Origin of the sequence: Amycolatopsis eburnea (genome assembly GCF_003937945.1) — a bacterium.
Classification (GTDB): Bacteria; Actinomycetota; Actinomycetes; order Mycobacteriales; family Pseudonocardiaceae; genus Amycolatopsis; species Amycolatopsis eburnea.
Genome location: NZ_RSEC01000060.1, coordinates 355526 through 374389, shown reverse-complemented (window position 1 = coordinate 374389; position 18864 = coordinate 355526). Strand labels below are relative to the sequence as shown.

At 72.9% G+C, this 18864-nt stretch carries 20 protein-coding genes and 1 tRNA gene; 12 read left to right on the top strand and 9 right to left on the bottom strand.

The features are described from left to right. Window positions 1–7 precede the first annotated feature (7 nt). Together EIY87_RS37375 and EIY87_RS37370 are read right to left on the bottom strand one after the other, a co-directional pair. Window positions 8–643, bottom strand: a complete 636-nt coding sequence (locus tag EIY87_RS37375) for a DUF3159 domain-containing protein (RefSeq protein WP_125314665.1) — start codon at window positions 641–643, stop codon at window positions 8–10. After that, window positions 640–1755 (bottom strand): FAD-dependent oxidoreductase, encoded by a 1116-nt coding sequence (locus tag EIY87_RS37370; RefSeq protein WP_225440291.1) that lies wholly within the window; start codon window positions 1753–1755, stop codon window positions 640–642. Before EIY87_RS37370 ends, EIY87_RS37375 begins: the two co-directional genes overlap by 4 nt. Before the next feature lie 90 nt (window positions 1756–1845). On the opposite strand from EIY87_RS37370, the gene EIY87_RS37365 reads away from it, so the two are divergent. Continuing rightward, entirely contained in the window at window positions 1846–2457 is a 612-nt protein-coding gene (locus tag EIY87_RS37365; RefSeq protein ID WP_125314664.1) for a TetR/AcrR family transcriptional regulator, read from the top strand. Window positions 2458–2460: 3 nt separating this feature from the next. On the opposite strand, the gene EIY87_RS37360 is transcribed toward EIY87_RS37365, so the two are convergent. Further along, the gene (locus EIY87_RS37360) at window positions 2461–2811 is read right to left on the bottom strand and encodes a VOC family protein (protein WP_225440290.1); all 351 of its coding nucleotides are present in this window, start codon (window positions 2809–2811) and stop codon (window positions 2461–2463) included. 38 nt (window positions 2812–2849) lie between these two features. Continuing rightward, window positions 2850–3458: a TetR/AcrR family transcriptional regulator gene (locus EIY87_RS37355; RefSeq protein WP_125314663.1), complete on the bottom strand. Its 609-nt coding sequence runs from the start codon at window positions 3456–3458 to the stop codon at window positions 2850–2852. A 100-nt stretch (window positions 3459–3558) separates the two neighbouring features. Between EIY87_RS37355 and EIY87_RS37350 the strand changes: the two genes are divergently transcribed. After that, window positions 3559–4230 carry a carboxymuconolactone decarboxylase family protein gene (locus EIY87_RS37350; RefSeq protein WP_225440289.1) on the top strand — a complete coding sequence of 224 codons (672 nt, stop codon included), beginning with the start codon at window positions 3559–3561 and terminating at the stop codon, window positions 4228–4230. A gap of 136 nt (window positions 4231–4366) precedes the next feature. On the opposite strand, the gene EIY87_RS37345 is transcribed toward EIY87_RS37350, so the two are convergent. After that, window positions 4367–4816 (bottom strand): MarR family winged helix-turn-helix transcriptional regulator, encoded by a 450-nt coding sequence (locus tag EIY87_RS37345; RefSeq protein WP_125314661.1) that lies wholly within the window; start codon window positions 4814–4816, stop codon window positions 4367–4369. 24 nt (window positions 4817–4840) lie between these two features. Between EIY87_RS37345 and EIY87_RS37340 the strand changes: the two genes are divergently transcribed. The 3 genes from EIY87_RS37340 to EIY87_RS37330 all read left to right on the top strand — a co-directional run bounded on the left by EIY87_RS37340 (window position 4841) and on the right by EIY87_RS37330 (window position 7623). Further along, the gene (locus tag EIY87_RS37340; RefSeq protein WP_125314660.1) at window positions 4841–6199 is read left to right on the top strand and encodes an MFS transporter; all 1359 of its coding nucleotides are present in this window, start codon (window positions 4841–4843) and stop codon (window positions 6197–6199) included. Between the two features lie 23 nt (window positions 6200–6222). Beyond that, the gene (locus EIY87_RS37335) at window positions 6223–6789 is read left to right on the top strand and encodes a carboxymuconolactone decarboxylase family protein (protein ID WP_125314659.1); all 567 of its coding nucleotides are present in this window, start codon (window positions 6223–6225) and stop codon (window positions 6787–6789) included. A 63-nt stretch (window positions 6790–6852) separates the two neighbouring features. Continuing rightward, window positions 6853–7623, top strand: coding sequence for a hypothetical protein (locus EIY87_RS37330; protein WP_125314658.1), 771 nt, complete (start codon window positions 6853–6855; stop codon window positions 7621–7623). Here EIY87_RS37330 and EIY87_RS37325 read toward each other — a convergent pair. Further along, on the bottom strand, window positions 7595–8548 hold the full coding sequence (locus tag EIY87_RS37325; RefSeq protein WP_125314657.1) for a sigma-70 family RNA polymerase sigma factor: 954 nt from the start codon (window positions 8546–8548) through the stop codon (window positions 7595–7597). The genes EIY87_RS37330 and EIY87_RS37325 overlap by 29 nt on opposite strands. A 32-nt stretch (window positions 8549–8580) precedes the next feature. Between EIY87_RS37325 and dnaG the strand changes: the two genes are divergently transcribed. The 3 genes from dnaG to EIY87_RS37310 are packed head-to-tail and all read left to right on the top strand — an operon-like array spanning window position 8581 to window position 11847. Next, on the top strand, window positions 8581–10497 hold the full coding sequence (gene dnaG, locus EIY87_RS37320; RefSeq protein ID WP_125314656.1) for a DNA primase: 1917 nt from the start codon (window positions 8581–8583) through the stop codon (window positions 10495–10497). Between the two features lies 1 nt (window position 10498). Then, the gene (locus tag EIY87_RS37315; protein ID WP_191984407.1) at window positions 10499–11020 is read left to right on the top strand and encodes a hypothetical protein; all 522 of its coding nucleotides are present in this window, start codon (window positions 10499–10501) and stop codon (window positions 11018–11020) included. 47 nt (window positions 11021–11067) lie between these two features. Then, window positions 11068–11847: a trans-aconitate 2-methyltransferase gene (locus EIY87_RS37310; protein WP_125314655.1), complete on the top strand. Its 780-nt coding sequence runs from the start codon at window positions 11068–11070 to the stop codon at window positions 11845–11847. Here the strand turns inward: EIY87_RS37310 and EIY87_RS48155 are convergent. Next, entirely contained in the window at window positions 11825–11995 is a 171-nt protein-coding gene (locus tag EIY87_RS48155) for a hypothetical protein (protein ID WP_166641722.1), read from the bottom strand. The two genes, EIY87_RS37310 and EIY87_RS48155, sit on opposite strands and share 23 nt — an antisense overlap. 168 nt (window positions 11996–12163) lie before the next feature. Here EIY87_RS48155 and EIY87_RS37305 point away from each other — a divergent pair. From EIY87_RS37305 to EIY87_RS37290, 3 genes are all read left to right on the top strand, one after another. Next, window positions 12164–12236, top strand: a tRNA-Asn gene (locus EIY87_RS37305). Window positions 12237–12766: 530 nt separating this feature from the next. Next, window positions 12767–13183: a hypothetical protein gene (locus tag EIY87_RS37295; protein WP_125314654.1), complete on the top strand. Its 417-nt coding sequence runs from the start codon at window positions 12767–12769 to the stop codon at window positions 13181–13183. Between the two features lie 316 nt (window positions 13184–13499). Next, a complete protein-coding gene (locus EIY87_RS37290; protein WP_125314653.1) occupies window positions 13500–14243 on the top strand; it encodes an SDR family NAD(P)-dependent oxidoreductase in 744 nt (247 codons plus the stop codon). 9 nt (window positions 14244–14252) lie between these two features. Here EIY87_RS37290 and EIY87_RS37285 read toward each other — a convergent pair whose 3' ends face one another. Continuing rightward, window positions 14253–17546: a hypothetical protein gene (locus tag EIY87_RS37285; protein WP_125315022.1), complete on the bottom strand. Its 3294-nt coding sequence runs from the start codon at window positions 17544–17546 to the stop codon at window positions 14253–14255. Window positions 17547–17626: 80 nt separating this feature from the next. Between EIY87_RS37285 and EIY87_RS37280 the strand changes: the two genes are divergently transcribed. Beyond that, window positions 17627–17980, top strand: a complete 354-nt coding sequence (locus EIY87_RS37280) for a hypothetical protein (RefSeq protein ID WP_125314652.1) — start codon at window positions 17627–17629, stop codon at window positions 17978–17980. Between the two features lie 12 nt (window positions 17981–17992). Here EIY87_RS37280 and EIY87_RS37275 read toward each other — a convergent pair whose 3' ends face one another. After that, window positions 17993–18625 (bottom strand): hypothetical protein, encoded by a 633-nt coding sequence (locus EIY87_RS37275; protein WP_125314651.1) that lies wholly within the window; start codon window positions 18623–18625, stop codon window positions 17993–17995. Window positions 18626–18864: the final 239 nt, after the last annotated feature.

The window sequence follows — 18864 nt, the reverse complement described above, 5'->3', positions numbered from 1 at the left end:
CCGGCCGTCAACCACCGCTCGCCGCGGCGACGGCCGGCTCGCGCGGGCGCAGGATCCGCCAGCACAGGTAGACGCAGACCCCCGCCGCGGGCGCACCGCCCAGCACCGTCGCGGCGACGCCGAGCGCGACGACCTTCCCGGCCAGGTACAGCGGCACCAGCAAGGCCGTCACGACGGCGAACTTCGCCAGGAACACCGCCGTGCAGACCGTGTAGCGCCGCCGCTGCCGCCGGTCGCGCCGCCAGGCGAAGCGGTCGCCGCGCACGGCGCCCAGCACCACGCCGATGACCGGCCACCGCGCCGGCATCGAGACGCCGAACACCACGCCGCCGCCTGCCTGGATCAGGACCGCGGTGAGGTAGAAGTCGATCGCGTGCCCGGTGCTCCCGGCCAGCAGCGCCGACACCCCGACCACGACCAGCCCGACCATCGGCTGCCAGAACTTGCGGTCGGTGCACATCCGGACCACGGCGAACGCGCACACGCCGCCGACGGCGATCAGCGCGGCCGTGAGCACCCGCCCGCTCAGCAGGTACGCGACGAGGAACAGCGCCCGCGACGCGACGCCTTCGGCGACCGTGCGCCACCCGCCCACCGCGCTGAACAACGACAGGGACTTGTTCGTCAGCGCGTCGAGGCTCATGCGCCCGCCTCCGCCGGGACGGACGTGAAGCTGGTGCGCCGCAGGGTTTCCTCGTAGGAGCCGATCGCGTCGAGCAGATCGAGCCGGCCGCGCCGCGCCTCGGCCAGAGCTTCGCAGAGGCGGTGCGCGTCCCGCATCGCCAGGTTGCCGCCGAAGCCCGGCGCCAGGTGGATGGCGTCGCCGAGGAGCGTGACCGGACCGGCGGGCCAGGCGGGCATCGGCGGGATCGTCCCGATCCGCAGCGCGACCGTGACGTCCGGCCACGCCTCGGCGGCGACCGCCCGCAACGTGGGGTGCAGGTCCCCGGCCAGCTCCGGCAACGACCCCGCCGCACCGAGCCGCTCCCGCGTGGTGGGCAAGGCCCACATCACGTAGTCCTCGATCCCGGCGACGGCGCCGGGACGCAGTGCGGGCAGCCACCGCTCCCGCGCGGTCACGGGAGATTCGGTGAACCGCAGCACGCCCAGCACCATCATCGTGCCTCCCACCCGCACGACGGCCGGGCTGTCGCCGATCAGCTCCGGCAGCCCAGCCGCGGCCCGCAGTGGCGTCGCGCCCATGAGCATGCGTCGTCCGGTGTCGGTCACGCGCACGTGCGGCAGGTAGCGGCGGCGGACCGCCGAACCGATCCCGTCCGCGCCGACCAGCACGTCCCCGGTGTCCACGCGGCCGTCGGCGAACCAGGCCCGGACCGTGCCGCCGGCCCGCCGCTCGAACCGCGTGAACTCCGCCCCGAACCGCACCGAATCCTCCAGCCCGGTCAGCAGAATCGCCCGGAGCAGCGGCCGATGCGTCTGCCGACCGGGCCGTGCCCGGCCCTCGGCGCCGTCCGCCGGCCGGGACGCCACGACGGTGAGCTCTCCGGCCACGTCGGACAGCGTCAGCGTCCGTTCGCGCGGACCGCCCGTGGTGGCCGCCGCCATCGCGGCGTGCTCCGGAGGCAGGCACGCCCGCAGCGCCGAGGTGCCCCGGTCGTCGACGTGCAGGCTGATGCCCTGCGGACGTCCCGCTTCGCCGTCCCGCTCGTACACCACGACGTCGATCCCCGCCCGGCGCAACCCGTGGGCCAGCGTCAACCCGCCGAGTCCGGCGCCGACCACGATCACCTTCACGCCACCACCCCTTTCTTCACCGCCTGATGAAGAACACTGTACGGCAAACTCCACCGAGTGATGAAGAAAGAGTGTTAGGCTTCGGCGGTCATGGCAGAGGAAGACGTCCCCCACCGCCCCGGACGCTGGCGGTCCGGCGCGGAGAGCAAGCAGCGGATCCTGCGGACCGCCCGCGAGCTGTTCGGCCGGCACGGCTACCGCGGCACGACCGTGCGCGCGATCGCCACCGCCGCGGAGGTCGACCCGGCGATGGTGTTCTACTTCTTCGGCACCAAGCAGGGCCTGTTCGCCGCCGCGATCGAAATGTCCGGCGCCGTCCCGCCGGCCATCGAGTCGATCTTCACGGGCGGCCTCGACGGCATGGGCGACCGCATCGTCCGGACGCTCCTGGAGAACCTCGACAAGTCGGACCGCACCCCGCTCGTGATGCTGACCAGGTCGGCGCCCACCGACGAACAGTCCGAAGCGCTGCTGCGCGAGTTCATCGACCGGGAGATCACCGGCCGGCTCGCGGCGATGCTCGACGCGCCGGACGCCGCGCTGCGGGCGGGCATGGTCAACGTCCAGATCCTGGGGCTCGCGGTCGCGCGCTACATCGTGCGGATCGAACCGATCGCGTCGGCGTCCGTCGACGAGCTGGCCGGCAGCTTCGGCCCGCTCGTGCAACGCTGCCTGACCGGGCGGACGGCGCTGCCGGGCTGACGGTCAGCCGCGGCGCCGGGCGATCTGGAAGACGTTGCCGAACGGGTCGCGGATCATGGCGCGCCGGTCGCCGTAGGGCTGGTCGGCCGGTTCCTCCAGGCTCGTCGCGCCGCAGTCGAGCGCGCGGCGGTACGTCGCCTCCACGTCGGCGACGTAGACGTACAGGAACGCGGGGAAGAGCTCGCGCTCGCCTTCGGCGGACACCAGCAGCGGCGAGTCACCGATGCGGATTTCGGCGGGCCGGCCGCTCTCGGTCTCGCCGGTCGCGCCGAACACGGTGCGCAGGAAGGCGACGGTGGCGACGACGTCGCGCACCACCATCCGCGGGAGCACCGTCGGGTAACCCGGGTTCATACCCGCCCACCCAAGCCCGTTCTCGCCGTGATCACAAGTCAGCGCCGCAGGCCGGCCAGCTTCACCAGGAACCGGTCGATCTGCTCGACCGCCGGCGGCCAGGGCAGGTCGGGCTCGTTGATCCGCTGGGCCAGCATGCCGTTGACGGCGGTCCGCAGGTCGATGGCGACCGTCGCGGCGTCGTCGGCGGGGGCGAGGCCGGCGTCCATGCAGGCCTGGACCGCCTCGGTCGTGCGGGCCACCATGACCTCCTTGAACGGCATGCCGTGGCGCCGGTGGACCCGGCTTTCGTGCAGCACCTTGTAGAGCCCGGGGTGCTCGCGCGCCCACGCGGCCTGCGCCAGGATCCGGGCGCGCAGGGCCGCGGCCGGATCCGGGGCGGCTTCGGCGGCTTCGTCGCCGGTGCGGACGAGGTCTTCGTGGCAGCGCCGCATCGCGGCCAGCACCAGCGCGTCCCGGTCCGGGAAGTGCAGGTAGACCGACGTCGCCGCGATCGACACCACCCGCGCGACCGCCCGCAGGGACAGCGCTTCGTCGTCGGCCAGCTCGTCGAGCATCCCGACCGCGGCCGTGACGATCTCGTCCCGCAGCAGCTCGCCCTGGCCTCGGGCATTGGGCCGCCGTCGGGCGGCAGGGGTTCCGTCCATCACCGGCAGCATAGCTGGACACCCATTGCGCTACAGCTGTAGTGTCACTCGCACTACAGCTGTAGCGCTACGTCCGTTAACTCGATGAGGGAGCACGATCTTGACCACCACCGAACCGCTCGACCTGGTGTTCGCGCAGCTCGCGGGCGCCTCCGCCGGCTACCTCGATGCCATTTCCGAGCTCACCGATCGCGAGAAGACGTTCCTGCGCGTCACGGCCGACGTCTGCCAATCGACCCTGGGCGGGGTGTTCGCCGCGCACGTGCGGACCGGGCTCGCCGCCGGCGTCTCCACCGCCGACCTGCGGGAACTCCTGCGGTTCGTCTCCTACGACACCGGCTACCACGCCGCCGCCGAGGGGCTCGAACGGCTCGCCGGGCTGGAGGCGGAGCTGGGGATCCCCCGGCCGGGCGCCGAGCCGCTGCCGGAGGAATTGCTGTCGGCGGGCCCCAGCCCGCTGCCGGAGGCGGTGCGGGCCCGGCTCGCCGAATTGGACCCGCAGTACGCCGGCTACTTCGACCTGCAGTCGCGGATGCGGTCCGGGCACGGTCCCGGCACGCTCAGCGAGCGCGAACGCGGGCTGGCCAGCCTCAGTGTCGACATCCACTACCAGACGCTGGCCGACACGTTCCGCACGCACGTCGGGCGGGCGCTGCGGGGTGGCGCGGCCCCGGAGGACGTCCGCGCCGCGGTGCGCTTCAACGCCCAGTTCGGCGTCACCCGGGCCTGGCACGCCTGGGAAGCGCTGAACGCCTTCCTGGGCGAAAGCTAGTGCGCGTTCGCCGGGTTGCGATGGCGGTGCCTGCGGCGGGGCTCGGCAAGGCAGCAACCCCGGCGGCCAACTCACCGACCGGAACGGCCAACTCACCCGCCTGCCGGTGAGTTGGTCCCTGCTAGCGGCCTCACCGCTAGCCGAGGACTTCGCCTGCCAGCCGGCTCAGGTAGCCCGCGAAGCGCTCACGGTCTTCGGCGGGCCAATGCCCCACCAGCGCCTCGAACGCCTGGCGCTGGTGGGCCTGCGAAGCCGCGAGGAACGCCCTCGCCTCGTCGGTGAGCGTCAGCACCGCCCGGCGCGCGTCGCGGGTCGACGTCGAGCGCGTCACGAAGCCGTCGCGGGCCGCTTCGGTCGTCATCCGGCTGGCGACCGAGCGGTCGATGCCCAGCTGGCGGGCCACGTCCGCGACGGTGACCTCGTCGGACGCGGTGCCGTCGATCGCCTGGATGACGAAGAGGTTCGGCACCGTCCACGTCGGCGGCGCGTCGGCGGCGAAGCGCTCGACGACGTCCGGTGCCCATTGGCGGGCCCAGTGGCGGACCAGGCGGAAGAGCGCGGGACCACCATCGCTTGATGTGTGCACAATGCACGTTATAACGTGTGCTTTATGCACGCATCTCGGAACCTCGCGTTCGCCGGGCTCCTGCTCGGCATGGCCATGGCCCAGCTCGACGGCCTGATCGTCACCGCGGCCCTGCCGTCCATCGGCGCCGACCTGCACGCCCGCACCGGCCTGGTCGCGGTGACCGCCGCCGGCCTGCTGACCCTGACCGTCGCGACGCCGCTGCACGGCAGGCTCGGCGACCTCTACGGCAGCCGCGCGTCCTTCGCCGCGTCGGTCCTCGTGTTCGCCGCCGCGTCCGCGTGGTGCGCCGCCGCGCCGGACGTCGGGTCGCTGATCGCCGCCCGCGCGCTGCAGGGGCTGGGCGGCAGCGGCCTGATCGTCACGGCGATGAGCGCGCTCGGCGAGCTGTTCGAACGCGACGAGCTCCTGCGCCGCCAAGGCTGGCAGACCGCCGTCTTCGCCGCCGCGACCCTCGGCGGGCCGCCGCTGGGCGGGCTGCTCGCGGCCGGGCCCGGCTGGCGGTGGATCTTCCTCGTCAACCTCCCGCTGTGCGTGCCCGCCCTCGTGCTCGGGTGGCGCGGGCTGCCCGCGAAACCCCGCGGTACCAAGGAGAAGCTCGACGTGCCGGGTGGCGCGCTGCTGGCCGTCGCGGGCGCCGCGGTGGTGGCGCTGGGTACCTTCGACACCCTCGCTCGCAGTCCACTGTGGACACCGTTGCTCGTCGCGACCGTCGTTGCGACCGGGTTCCTGTTCGTCCTCAGGCAGCGCCGCACCGCGAGCCCGCTGATCTCGCCGAAGGTCTTCGCGGACGCCGTCCTCAAGCGCGCGGTGGTCGTCAACGGCCTCGCCGGCGCCGCGCTCTACGGCACCTTCACCTACGTCGCGCTGGTCGCCGCGCTCGGCTCCGACGCGGCGGGCACCGGGCTGCTGCTCGTCGCGATGGCCGCCGGGCAGCTCGCCCTCTCCGCGTCCTTCGCCGCGCTGGCCCGCCGTCACCCGGACATGACGGCGTGGGGCCGCTTCGGCTGCCTGCTCGGCACGGCGGGACTCGCCGCGATCGCCGCCGCGGCCGCGCTGGACGGCGTGCCCTGGCTGCTCGCCCCGGGGCTGTTCGCGATCGGCGCCGCGTTCGCGGTCTGCACGTCCGCCTACACCGTGCTCGGCCAGACGCGGGCGGACCGCGCGCTGCTCGGCGTCACGCTGGGGTCGCTGACCTTCGCCCGGCAGGCGGGCGGCCTGGCCGGCGCCGCTGTTTTCGGCTGGCTGGCGCTGGCCACGACCGGCGGCCTGGCCGCGCCGGGCCTGACCGTCGTGTTCGCCGGCGCGGCCGCGGTCCTGCTGGTGGCGTGGCTCACAGCGCCCGCTGTCACGTCCGGGGAAGCCGTCTCGTCCTCCTCGTGACCGCGAGACGAAGGAGAACGGAAATGCCGCGCATCACCGCGAAGAAGAGCACCGAAGCCGGACCGGTCCTCAAGCTGTTCTACCGGATCGCCGGCCGCCGCTACGGCGCCGTGCCCGAGCCGATGGCCGTCGTCGCGCACCACCCCGGCCTGCTGCGCGCGAACGTCGTGCACGAGCTGCTGGTGGAACGCGCGTCCCGGCGGCTGCCGGTCAGCGTGCGGGAACTCGCCGTCTACCGGGTCGCGACCCGCATCGGCTGCTCGTGGTGCGTCGACTTCGGCACGATGCTGCAGAAGCACGACGGCCTGGACATCGAACGGCTGAAGCAGATCGACGACTACGCGACCTCGCCCGCGTTCAGCCACCAGGAACGGCTCGCGATCGCCTACGCCGACGCGATGTCCGGCGAGCAGGTCACGGTCACCGACGAGCAGGTCGCCGAGCTCGAGCGCGAGTTCGGCCGCGAAGGCGTCGTCGAGCTGACCTACCAGATCGCGCTGGAGAACTCCCGCGCCCGGATGAACAGCGCGCTCGGCATCGTCGACCAGGGCTTCACCTCGGGCGACGCCTGCCGCGTCCCGCTCCCGTAGGACGCGGAGGATCGGACCCCGGGTGGACGCGCCACCGGGGTCCGCCGCGGGACCGTTCCGCGCATGCACCTCGTCGCCAGTGAACGGATCAAGCTCTTCAGCATCGCCACGCCCTGGGTGTGCGGTCTCTTCGCGCTCGTCGCGCTGGCCTTCCCGGCCGCGCTCACGGCGCTGACCGCCACCGAGTCCCGGCTGCCGCCGACCGTCGCGAGCACCCAGTTCGGCTATCAGCTCGCGCTGGTCGCGGTGCTGGTGCTGGGCGCGCTCGCGGTGACCAGCGAATACCACTCCGGCACGATCCACGGCACCTTCCAGGCCGTGCCCGGCCGGACGCCGGTGCTGCTGGCCAAGGCCGCGCTCGTCGCCGGCTACGCGTTCGGGATCGGCGAGGCGGCCGCGTTCGCGGCGTGGCTGGTCGCGCGGGTCCTCGCGTCGGACGCCGACCTGGCGCTGGACAGCGCCGCGGACTGGACGATCGTCGCCGGCACCGGCCCGGTGTTCGCGCTCGCCGCCGTGTGCGGGGTCGGCGTCGGCCTGCTCGCGCGCCACACCGCGGGCGCGGTCGCGGTGCTCGTGGCCTACCCGCTGATGGCGGAGAACGTCGTCCAGCTGATCCCGCGGGCCGGGGAGGCGATCCACCGGTGGCTGCCGCTGAACGCCGCCACGAAGTTCCTCAGCGGCACCGGCGAGGCGAACGCGGGCCGCGACGGCGGCAACGCCGCGGTGCTGTCGGACTCGCCGCTGCCCCCGGCCTGGGCGCTGGCCTACTTCGGCGCCTTCGCCGCGCTGCTGCTGGCGGCCGGGATCACGCGGGCTCGTCGCCAGGACGCGTGATCCGGGTCAGCTTGTCCGGGTTCACGATGTCGTAGATCGCCACGATCTTCCCGTCGCGGACGGTCATCGCCTGCACGTGCTCGTCGAGGGCGAAGTAGCCGTCCTGGCCCGGCTGCGGGGCGAGGTACACGCCCAGATCGCCGTTGACCAGCACCGGGGTGCCGGCGGTGAGCACCCCGGGCGGGTACTTGCTCGTGAGGCCCACGAAGAACCGGGCGATCTTGTCCGCGCCGACGATGAGCTGGCGCGTGGTCCGGCCCTTGCCGTCCGAGTCGCCGACGAGCACGACGTCCGGGGCCAGCAGCTCGGTCATCGCCCGGATGTCGCCCGCCTGCAGGGCGATGACGAACTTCTCGAGGATCTTCGCCTGGTCCTCCAGGGGCACGCGCGGCGCCGGGTCGGCGTCGGCCAGTGCCTTGCGGCCGCGGGACGCGTGCTGGCGCGCGGCCTCGGCCGAGACGCCGAGCGCGTCCGCGATCTCGGCGAACGGCACGGAGAAGGCGTCGTGCAGCACGAACGCGACGCGCTGCTCCGGGGTCAGCTTGTCGAGCACGACCAGCGCGGCCATCCGCAGGCCGTCGTCCCGCACGGCGACGTCGAGGGGGTCTTCGCTCACCGGGCGCCCGAACGGCGTGACGACCGGCTCGGGCAGCCAGTTGCCGACGTACTTCTCGCGCTGGGCCGCGGCCGACTTCAGCCGGTCGAGGCAGATCCGGCCGACGACGGTGGTCAGCCAGCCCCGCAGGTCCCGGATCGCCGCGCGGCCGGCGTCGTCGAGCCCGGCCAGCCGCAGCCAGGACTCCTGGACGGCGTCCTCGGCGTCGGCGCGGGTGCCGGTCAGCCGGTAGGCGACGCCGATCAGGTGACTCCGGTGCTCGGCGAACTCCGTGGCCAGCGTGTCCTGGGCGGTGGGCGTGGAGACCATGCCCCGAGTGTGCCGCAAACGGCGCGGCTAGAGTGGGTGACGTGGCAGGACGGATTCGGGAGAGCGACATCGCGGAGGTGCGCGAGCGGAACCGGATCGACGAGGTCGTCGGGGAGTACGTGGCACTGCGCCGCGCCGGTGGGGGCAGCCTGAAGGGCCTCTGCCCGTTCCACAACGAGAAGACCCCGTCGTTCAACGTCCGCCCGACGCACGGCACCTTCCACTGCTTCGGCTGTGGCGAGGGCGGCGACGTGATCAAGTTCATCCAGAAGATCGACCTGATCTCGTTCGTGGAAGCCGTCGAGCGGCTGGCCGACCGCGTCGGCATCCGGCTCACCTACGAAGGCGGCGGCGCGACGGTCCAGCGCGACCGCGGCAGCCGCACCCGGCTGGTCGAAGCGCACCGCGTGGCCCAGGAGTTCTACGCCGAGCAGCTGCTCACCGACGAGGCGCGCGCGGCGCGGGACTTCCTGTCCGAGCGCGGGTTCGACGCCGCCGCGGCGAAGACGTTCGGCTGCGGCTACGCGCCCGGCGGCTGGGACAAGCTGACGAAGTTCCTGCTCAACCGCGGGTTCGAGGTCAAGGAGCTGCTCACCGCGGGGCTGTCGAAGGAGGGCCAGCGCGGCCCGATGGACCGCTTCCACCGGCGGCTGGTCTGGCCGATCCGCGACGTCGGCAACGACGTCGTCGGCTTCGGCGCGCGGCGGCTGTTCGACGACGACCGGATCTCGGCGAAGTACCTCAACACCGCCGAGTCGCCGATCTACAAGAAATCCCAGGTCATGTTCGGCCTCGACCTGGCCAAGCGCGAGATCGCGAAGCGGCACCAGGTCGTCGTGGTCGAGGGCTACACCGACGTGATGGCGATGCACGCGGCGGGCGTGCCGACGGCGGTCGCGTCGTCGGGCACGGCGTTCGGCGAGGACCACATGAAGGTGCTGCGCCGGCTGATGATGGACGACGACGCCTTCCGCGGCGAAGTCATCTTCACGTTCGACGGCGATGAAGCCGGTCAGAAGGCGGCACTGAAGGCGTTCGAGGGCGACCAGACGTTCGCCGGCCAGACGTACATCGCGGTCGCGCCGGACGGCATGGACCCGTGCGAGCTGCGGCTGGCCAAGGGCGACAGCGCGGTGAAGGACCTGGTCGCGCGGCGCACGCCGCTGTTCGAGTTCGTCATCCGCAGCACGCTCAAGAACTACGACCTCGACTCGGTCGACGGCCAGGTCGCGGCGCTGCAGAAGACCGTGCCGATGGTGGCCTCGATCAAGGACCGCGCGGCCCGCGACGGCTACGCGTCGAAGCTCGCCTGGTGGGTGGGCTGGCAGGACGTCGCGCAGGTGGTCAACCGGGTCCGCGGCAGCGCGGGCGCGACCGACAAGCGCGGCGGGGCGCCGCTGCGCCAGCCCGCGCGCGGCCAGCAGGCCGCCCCGGCGGCACCGGCTCAGGATGTGGCCCGCCCGGCCCCGAAGGACCCCCGGTTCGCCGTCCAGCGCGAGGCGTTGAAGGCCGCGCTGCAGCAGCCCGCGATCGCCGGGCCGGAGTACGACGCGCTGCCACTGGAAGCGTTCACGCACCCGGTGTACGTGGCCGTGCACGAGGCCGTGCTGAAGGCGGGCGGCGCGGGTTCGGGCCTCACCGGCCCGGCGCTGCTGGACGCGGCGGCCCCGCACTGTCCGGAAGGGACGGTCCGGCGCGTGCTGTCCGAGCTGGCCGTGGAACCGTTGCAGGCCAAGGACGAAGTCGACTCGCGGTACATCTCGTCGATCCTCGCGCGGCTGCAGGAGAGCCTCGTCGGGCGGCAGATCGCGGAGATCAAGGGCAAGCTGCAGCGGCTGTCGCCGGTCGAAGCGCCGGACGACTACCGCGCGCTGTTCGGCGACCTCGTCGCGCTGGAGCAGTACAAGAAGTCGCTGGGCGAGCAGGCGGCCGCCGGCGCGTGGGGCTGAGATGAGCTTCCTGCGCCGGTTGCTGGGCGATCGCACGCCCGCCGACTTCCCCGGGACGCTGTCGCCCGGTGAAGACGTCGTCGTCAGCGCCCCGGTCGAAGGCGGCGGCCACCTGGTCGTGACGGCTTTGGGCCTGTGGGTCCCAGCCGGAGACGGCGCGCGGCGCGTCGGCTGGCACCTCGTCGCCAAGGCGACCTGGGCGGACGGCGTGTTCACGCTGACCGAGTCGGAAGAGGTCGGCACGGCGGGAGCGGCGGTCGTGCTGGCCGACCGGCCGCCGGTGCGCTTCCGGCTGCCCGCGCCGGGCAAGGTGCCGCGCGAGGCCTACCAGCGCGTCGAGGGCTCGATCCGCTCGCGGCACCGGCAGGAGATCGGGTCCGGGGGAGCGTGGTTCGTCCAGCGCAAGGTCCCGGGCCGCGACGGCAGCGTCCTGCAGGTCCGCCCGGACCCCGGCACCGACGTCGCCCTGGTGGCGGCCATCGCCGAGCAGGCCGCCGCGAAGCTGGTCAAGCCTGCCGAATAGCAGTACGCTCGTACTCAGTACAGGCGTACTGCTTGCTGGAGGCGGCCGTGTGGGATCCCGGGAAGTACCTCGACTACGCCGACCTGCGGGCCCGCCCGTTCTACGACCTCGTCTCGCGCATCGGGGCCGCGTCGCCCCGGCGCGTGGTGGACCTCGGCTGTGGCCCCGGCAACCTGACGGTTTCCCTCCGCGAGCGCTGGCCGTCGGCGGTGCTGGAGTGCGGCGATAGTTCACCCGAAATGGTGACCGCAGCACGCTCGCGCGGCCTCGACGCCACGGTGCTCGACGTCCGCGACTGGACGCCGGCACCGGACACCGACGTCGTGGTGTCGAACGCCGTCCTGCAATGGGTCCCGGACCACGCTTCGCTGCTTCGCCGGTGGGCTGCTTCGCTGCCTTCGGGCGCTTACCTGGCGGTTCAGGTGCCGGGCAACTTCAACGCCCCTTCGCACGCGCTGACGCGGCAGCTCGCGGCGTCGCCGGCCTGGTCGTCCCGGCTGGCCGACGTCGTCCTGCGCGAAGACGACGCGGTCTCGACCCCGCTCGGCTACGCGAACCTCCTGGCCGACGCCGGCTGCGAGGTCGACGCCTGGGAGACGACGTACGTGCAGCCGCTGCGGGGCGAGAACCCGGTGCTGGAGTGGATCACCGGAACGGCGCTGCGCCCCGTCCGCGCCGCGCTGGCCGACGCCGAGTGGGACCGGTTCCGCGCGGAACTGGCCCCGCTCCTGGCCTCGGCCTACCCCGTGCGCGCCGACGGCACCACGTGGTTCGAGTTCCGCCGGGTGTTCTTCGTGGCCAGGGTCAGCGCCGCACCTTCTCGCTGATCTTGGCCCGCGCCACCCCGGCGGCCCCTTGCACCATGGGGTGGTCGACGACCCGGCGGTAGGTGCGCACGAGCTGCTCGTACCGCCCCCGGCCTGCCTTGGCGCCCAGTACGTACCCCAGGCCTGCCCCCAGCAGGAACTTCTTCATCCGCGTCCACGCCTTCCCGTCGCTAGGTCGTCCGACTGTCCATTGTCCAGGAAAACCCCGGCCCGCGTACTGGTTGCGCCAAGTGGGGGGTGCTGTGAAGCGGCTTTGGGGCATGGGCTAAGGTTTCTCTTGTCGGTCGGAGAGACCGGCACCGGAAGTGAGCGACATTCCCCTGTAGCTCAACTGGCAGAGCATTCGGCTGTTAACCGGAGGGTTCTTGGTTCGAGTCCAAGCGGGGGAGCAGAGGCCCAGGTCATCGACCTGGGCCTTCATTGCGTCTGTGGTCGTGTCAGGTTGACTCAGGTGCCACCTGCCGGCCCGGCGTCGGCCAGCGACGGTACGTCGAGCTGGTAGTCGGGGACCCAGAACGGCACGACGCGCGGGTGGCGGCGCAGGATGCCTTCGCCGAGCGTTGGAGCCGCGGTACCACGAGTCGGTGGTCGCGTAGAGCGTCTGGTTCACGTCCACTCCGTGATGTCCACCCAGTCGTCCTGGCCGATCCGGTCGACTTCCTGCTCGATGGTCAGCACGACGTTGCTGGCCAGCGCGGGGCTCTGCGGCCCGCGACCATGAAGAAAGTGGGGGAGGCCCGCGGTCAGCAGGCCGAGGTAGGTGCGGACGCCGTCGCGCTAGGCGTCCTGCAGCCTGGGCTCGGACCACGAGTCGAGTCGACCGCCCGACTACGCGGCGATCGGCAGGGGCCGGGTCCGGCTGGGCCGGCTTCCCGGAAATCCGTTACTTGGAGACGCGTCGAGCCGGTACCGTCGCGCGATGGTCGACCTCCGTGAGTTCCGCCGGGCGTGCCACGAAGCAGCCAGGCGCACCGGCGGCCAGGTCGTCGAGTTCCGGATCGCCGACGGTGTCACGCCGAACTTCCACCAGGGCGTCGTCGAGCACGGCGGCCATCGCCTGTCGATCGTGTGCACGAACGACCGCACCGAGCCGGTCGTGGCGGTCGCTGAGCCGCGGGCGATCGACGGGACGGCGGTCGACGCCGGGCCGCTGACGTTCGTCGATGCTCCCGAACTGGTCGCCGTGCTGGCGGAGTTCCCGGCCTACCGGGTACTGACCCCGGCTGATCTGGCCGGGCCGTTCGACGCACGGGTGTGGCCGGGGTACCACCCAGGCGACATCGAGTTCTGGGCTCCGGGGGATCTGGGTGAGACGCTCTTCAACTACTGGGACTGACCGGAGTCCACGGTCACCGGCAGGTACGGATGTTCGGCAAGGCCGGGAGTGGACGACGAGCCGGGCAGCGCGTCGAGAGCAGACCGAGCGGTCGGGTCTCATGACAGGGGACGGGGCACTGCGCTGCCCATCGCGGGGTGCGGAGAACTGGATGCGACAGGGTCCACGTACTCGGTAAATCGGAGCGGCGGCTCAAGGCATAGCGCCGCGTTGAGGAGCCGACTTCGCATCTCGGCCGCCATTCCAGGCTGCTGACCGAGCCTGTGAGGCCGTTCACATGTCGTCACAGCAGCGCGAAAAGCGGTGTCCGGTGGGCATGACGAACAAGGAACAGACCTCGGTGCTGATCACCGGAGGCAACAAGGGACTCGGTTTCGAAGCGGCCCGGCGGCTCGGCGAGCTGGGCTGGACGATCTTCCTCGGCTCGCGGGACGAAGGCCGGGGCCAGGCGGCCGCCGGCAAGCTGGCCGCCGGGGGCGCGAACGTGGTCCTGGTCCCGCTGGACGTGACCTCGGACGAGTCGGTGGCCGGTGCCGAGCAGCTTGTGCGCAAGCACACCGACCGGCTGGACGTGCTGATCAACAACGCCGGCGCACCGGGAAACGTCGTCCCGCCCGCGGACGCGACGGCCGAGGAGCTCCATTCCGTCTACGACACCAACGTGTACGGGCCGGTCCGGGTCACGCACGCGTTCCTGCCCCTGCTGATCGCGGCGGACCACCCGCGGGTGGTGATGGTGTCCAGCGGCGGCGGTTCCTTCGCGGTCATGGCCGATCCGGCGCAGCGCGTCTCGAAGATGCACGAGCTCGCCTACAGTTCGTCGAAAGCGGCGCTGAACATGATCACCGTCCGGTACGCCCAGGCGTTCCCGGGCATCAAGTTCAACGCCATGACCCCCGGCGAGGTCGCGAACCACAAGTTCACCGCCACCGACATGAACAACCACACCGGCCAGCTGACGGTCACCGAAGGCACCGACCCGATCATCGAACTCGCGACACTCGACGCCGACGGACCCACCGGCATCTTCATCGACCGCCTCGGTCCCGTCGGCTGGTGACCAGGGCGGTCACTCGGGAGCGAAAGAGAGGTGGGACGCGCGGTCGCGGATGTCGGCGTCGGGATGGTCGCGCAGCGACAACACCAGCTCGCGCCAGGGACGCGGCCAGCCGGCTTGCGGGCCGGCCTGGCTCGTGATGCTCGCCGCCAGCAACGCCTCCGCCGGGCTTGCTTCGAGGGCCAAGGCGGTGCCGAGCAGTTCGGGACGGCCCGGGTCGTGGCCGGCCAGCCAGGTCGCCAGCCGGTCCGCCACCTGCCACGCCAGGGCCGGACGGCCGGCGAGGGCGGCGATCCCGCGCAGCGCCGGCAGCAGGTCCCCGCGGCGGGGCAGGGCGGTGACGGCGAGCATGAGCGCGTCCGTTCGGTGCTCCTCGCGGTGTGCCAGTTCCGTCGCCAGCCGCTCCGCCGCGCCGCGCATCGTTTCGCCGTCAGCACTCAGGTGGTTGCCCAGGCGCAGGAGGAAGTGGCGCAGTCGTTGCCGGGCCGGCTGGTCCCGGTCGGCGACCACGACGTCGTCGATGTCGAGGAGTGCGGTGACGACGGCGTCCAACGGCGCCGTGTCACCGGTGACAGCGCACGCGGTGAGCACCGCTTCGGCCGCCGGTTGCCAGGTCGCGGTGCGGTGCAGGTCGGCGATCAGGGCGACCAGTGCAGCGGCTCCTTCGCGGTCCCAGACGCTCCACGCGGGCCAGGCGGCCAAGCCGGTTCGCGCGGTGTCCGGGTCGGCGCTGCCGGCCACCGTCCGCACCAGCGCGCCGTAGCGCGCCCGATACCGCTCCGGGATGGTCATCGGGTCGGCTTCGGTCACGGCGGTGGCCACCGCGGTCAGGCCGGCCGCTTCGGCCAGCCACTGCCACGCGCGGCCGTCGTCGAGCACCCGGCGCGCGGCCGACACGATGGCGCGGCGCAGGTCGCGGTGCAGCTCCGGCTCCGCCCACAGCGCGGCCAGTTCGTCGGCGGCGCCGGGCACGCGGTGTTCGGCGATGAGCCGGAGCGCCTCCTTGCGCGACGTGACCTTCTTCCCCGCCAGCACCGGCCGGAGTGCGGCACGCAGCTCGGCGGGCGGGATGGTGCGGGCGGCCCGGCCGGCCGCGTACATCGCGACCCGGGCGCGGTCGGTGCCGGCGTAGCCGAGCAAGGTGCCCAGCGCGTCGCCGGGCCGGTCGGTCCAGGCCAGCCCGGCCAGCGCGGCTTCGACCACGGCGACGTCGTCGTCCTGGAGGAACGGCCGCACGTCCTCGATACCGGTACCGGGCAGGCTCGCCAGGCGGCGCACGGCCGAGGCCCGTTCCCAGGCCGCCTTGCGGGGCGCGGTGGCGAGGTCGGCCAGCAACTCGGCGTACCGGGCGACCTGACGCGGCAGCCAGTGCCGCAACGACCCGTCGAACACCGGCACCAGCCGGACGCCGCGGGCGACGAACCGGCCCTGCGGTGGCCGGTCCAGCACCTGGTCGAGCAGGTCGGTCCGGCGTCCGCTGACCGCGTTCGCCACCGCGGTCACCATGATCGTGGACGAGTCGTGCCGCAGCACGGCCTCGACGCGTTCGTCCCGGGTCGCGGGCGGGGCCAGCCACAGCTCGAGCGCCCACCGCACCGTGGCGTCGTCGGCCGCGCCGGTCGCTTCGCCCACGGCGGCCTGGAGATCGGGCATGGTCCACGCGCGCCGGTGCAGGCCGGCGGCCAGGGACAGCACCAGGTTGAAGCGGCCGGCTCGGGCGTCGGCGGCGATGAGCGGCCGCAGCGCGGACCACACGGCCTGCTCGGCACCGCGCGGCAGGTCCTGGTCGAGCCGGTGCAAGGTGAGGCTGTGCGCGTGGCCACCGGACAGCTCCAGGATCCGCAGTCCGCTCTCGACCAGGTCGGGCCGCGCCGTGAGCGTTCCCTGCCGGACGAGGGTGACGGCCAGCGTGCCGACCGCTCGGCGGGTGCCCCAGGACGCGTCCCTGGCCTGGACGGCGTCGGTGGCCAGCTTGACCAGTGTGGCCGGATCGGCGGACCGCATGAGCCAGCCCGGGAGCGCGGCGACGGCCGCGAGCGCGGCGTGGCGGACCGGATCCTGCTCGTTGGCCAGCCGGGTCAGTGACCCCAGCAGGCCGGCGACGACCTCCGGGTCCCGCGTCGCGGCCGCCGCGCCGATCAGCAGCGGGTAGCCGAGGGCTCGCTCGGCGGCGGCCGGCCTGGCGGTCGTGGTGCGCAGGACGGGCTCGGCTTCCGGCCACGGCAGCCGAGCGCTCGCTTCCCGGCGCAGGCCGGGGTCGTCGGCCACGGGGCGGGTGGCCAGCAGCCGGCGAGCGTGCTCGTGCCGCGCCGGCCAGGGCAGGACGTCGAGCAGCGCGATCGGCAGCCTGGCTTGCTGGAGGGTCCGTTCGCCCAGCGCTCCACTCAGGACGGTCGCGCGCCGTGCGGGCGGGAGTCCGCGCAGCAACGCCGTCAGGCGAGGGGCGTGGGTGAGGTAGGTGCGTGCGAGGGAGGTCAGCGACGCGTCCGATGCCCGGCGTAGCGCACGCTCGGTGCTCCGGCCCGCCTGGACCTGGATGCGCCGCAGGGGATCGGCGAGGATGGCGGCAACGCGGTCCGGCTCGGCCGCGATCGCCGTCGCCAGCCAGCGGTTCGCCCCGGCCGGGAGCCCGGTCGGCGGTCCGAGGTGCGCGAGCAGGTCGACGACCTGTCCCGTGTCGTGCTCGACGAGCCGCGCCAGCGCGGGACCGAACCGCGTCCAGACGGCCTGGCGGCCGGCATCCCCGGCTTCGGTCAGCCGACGGCGCAGGTGGGTGAGCACGACGGCGGGGTGCCGGCGGGCCAGCGCGGCGAGGTTGGGCACGGCGAAGTCCAGTTCGGGCAGCAAAGCCGTGACTGTGCCGGCTTCGCAGGCCGCCAGCACGGCGGCGGCCTCGTGGTCACCGAACCGTGCGCGCACCGAGGGCAGCAGTGCTTCGGCCCACGCCGTGGCGCCGGTGGCACGCACGGCGCGGTAGAGGGTGTGCCGCCAGGCGAGGGGCGCGGTGGGCAGAGCCGCGGTGAGGACGTCGAAGTGCAGGCCGTGGCGAGCGCAGTGGATCATCAGCTGACCGGAGACCCGGAGGTCGGCCGCGACGACGCTGCGGCGAATGTGCGTGTCGTCGGCCGCGATGACGGCCATCGTCGCGGCCCAGCCGCGGGGGATCCCGGGAACGGCGTCCAGTTCCGCGAGCAGCGTGGTCAGCTCGGGGGACCCGGCCAGCGCGCGTGCGGTGTCGGCGAGAACCCGCCGCCGCGCCGGCGCGGCCAGCGGATCGATCCGTGCGAGGAGGGCGCGCATGTCCATTTCAGCCATTGTTCCCGATCATGGAAGTCCCACCAACGCGATTACCGAAGTGCTCGTTGTACCGCTGGCATACTCAGGTCGTGACGGATCTTCCGGCGGACGTGGAGGCGGCGTTCCGGGCGACCGTCGCGTGGTATCGGGATTTGGACGAGGGCTCCGAGCCGCGCCGGTACTTCGAGTATGTGGATCACGAAGGTCTGGTCGACGCGGGAGCGCGCTGGCTGTTCGAGGCCGTCATCGTCGACCACGAAACGGCGGCCGTCAAACAGATCGTGCTGGATTCGTCCGGGGAAGTTCACCGCTACTGGTGGCGGCATCTGGAGGATGACGCCGGTGGACTCACCGATCAGGCATTGGACGGCGCCGAACCCGGTCTCAAGCCCGTTACCCGCTCTGCGTTCTATGCACTGTGGAAGAGCGGCGTCGACGAGTGAGCTGCGGGCGGGTCACAGCTGCGCGATGGCGATCAGCGTGTCCCGGTCGTCCAGCCGGGACAGGCGCTCGTGCAGGGCGGTGGAGTGGAGCCAATCGCGGATCGGCGCGGCCGGGTCCGGCGGGAACCACCACAGGCTCGGCTCGCCGCCCGCGGCCAAGTCGTCGGCCCAGAAGCGGGCGAGGCGCGCGATTTCCGCGTCGGCGCCGGTCAGCGAGTCGAGGTGGCTCAGCCAGGGGCGCAGGTCGTGGTCGACGTGGGCCGCGGCGCACACCAAATCCGCCGCGGCAAGCGGAGGCCCGGTGAGCGCACGCGTCACCATCGCGCGGAGTTCGCCGCGCACCGCGGCTTGCTCCTCGGCGGGCCATGTCGAGAAGCGGGCGTAGGGCAGACCGCGCAGCAACAGCACGTCCGGTGAGGCCTCCAGCAGCCCGAGGATCCGGGGTGCGAGGCCACGCCACACCAGGCCGTACTGCTCCTGCGGCCAGTGGTCGGTGACCTCCCGGGCGAAGGCGCCCACCAGCTCGTCCGGCACCAGCGCGGGGTCGCCGCCGAGCAGGTCCAGGTCGGACTGCGGGTAGCAGTACGCGCAACCGTCCACCCGCCCGGCGCGGGGCACTCCGGCGAAGACCTGACCGAGATCCACGCTCCGCACCTTACGGCGTCGCCGAGTGGACAGATCCCGGACAGTCGCGGCCGGTGGGCAACTTCCGCGCCGGGTGCCGCGTTGATCGCGGTGCGGCGAGGGGAGCTTGCGTGGCGGAAAAGGGACGCTGGATCACGAAGGACGGGCGCCGGATCTTCATCCCGGTCGGAAGGGGCAAGGGGGTGGTGGTCGCGGCGGTGGGGGAGCCGGGGCCGCGTCCGAGGCGCTGGCCGGGAACG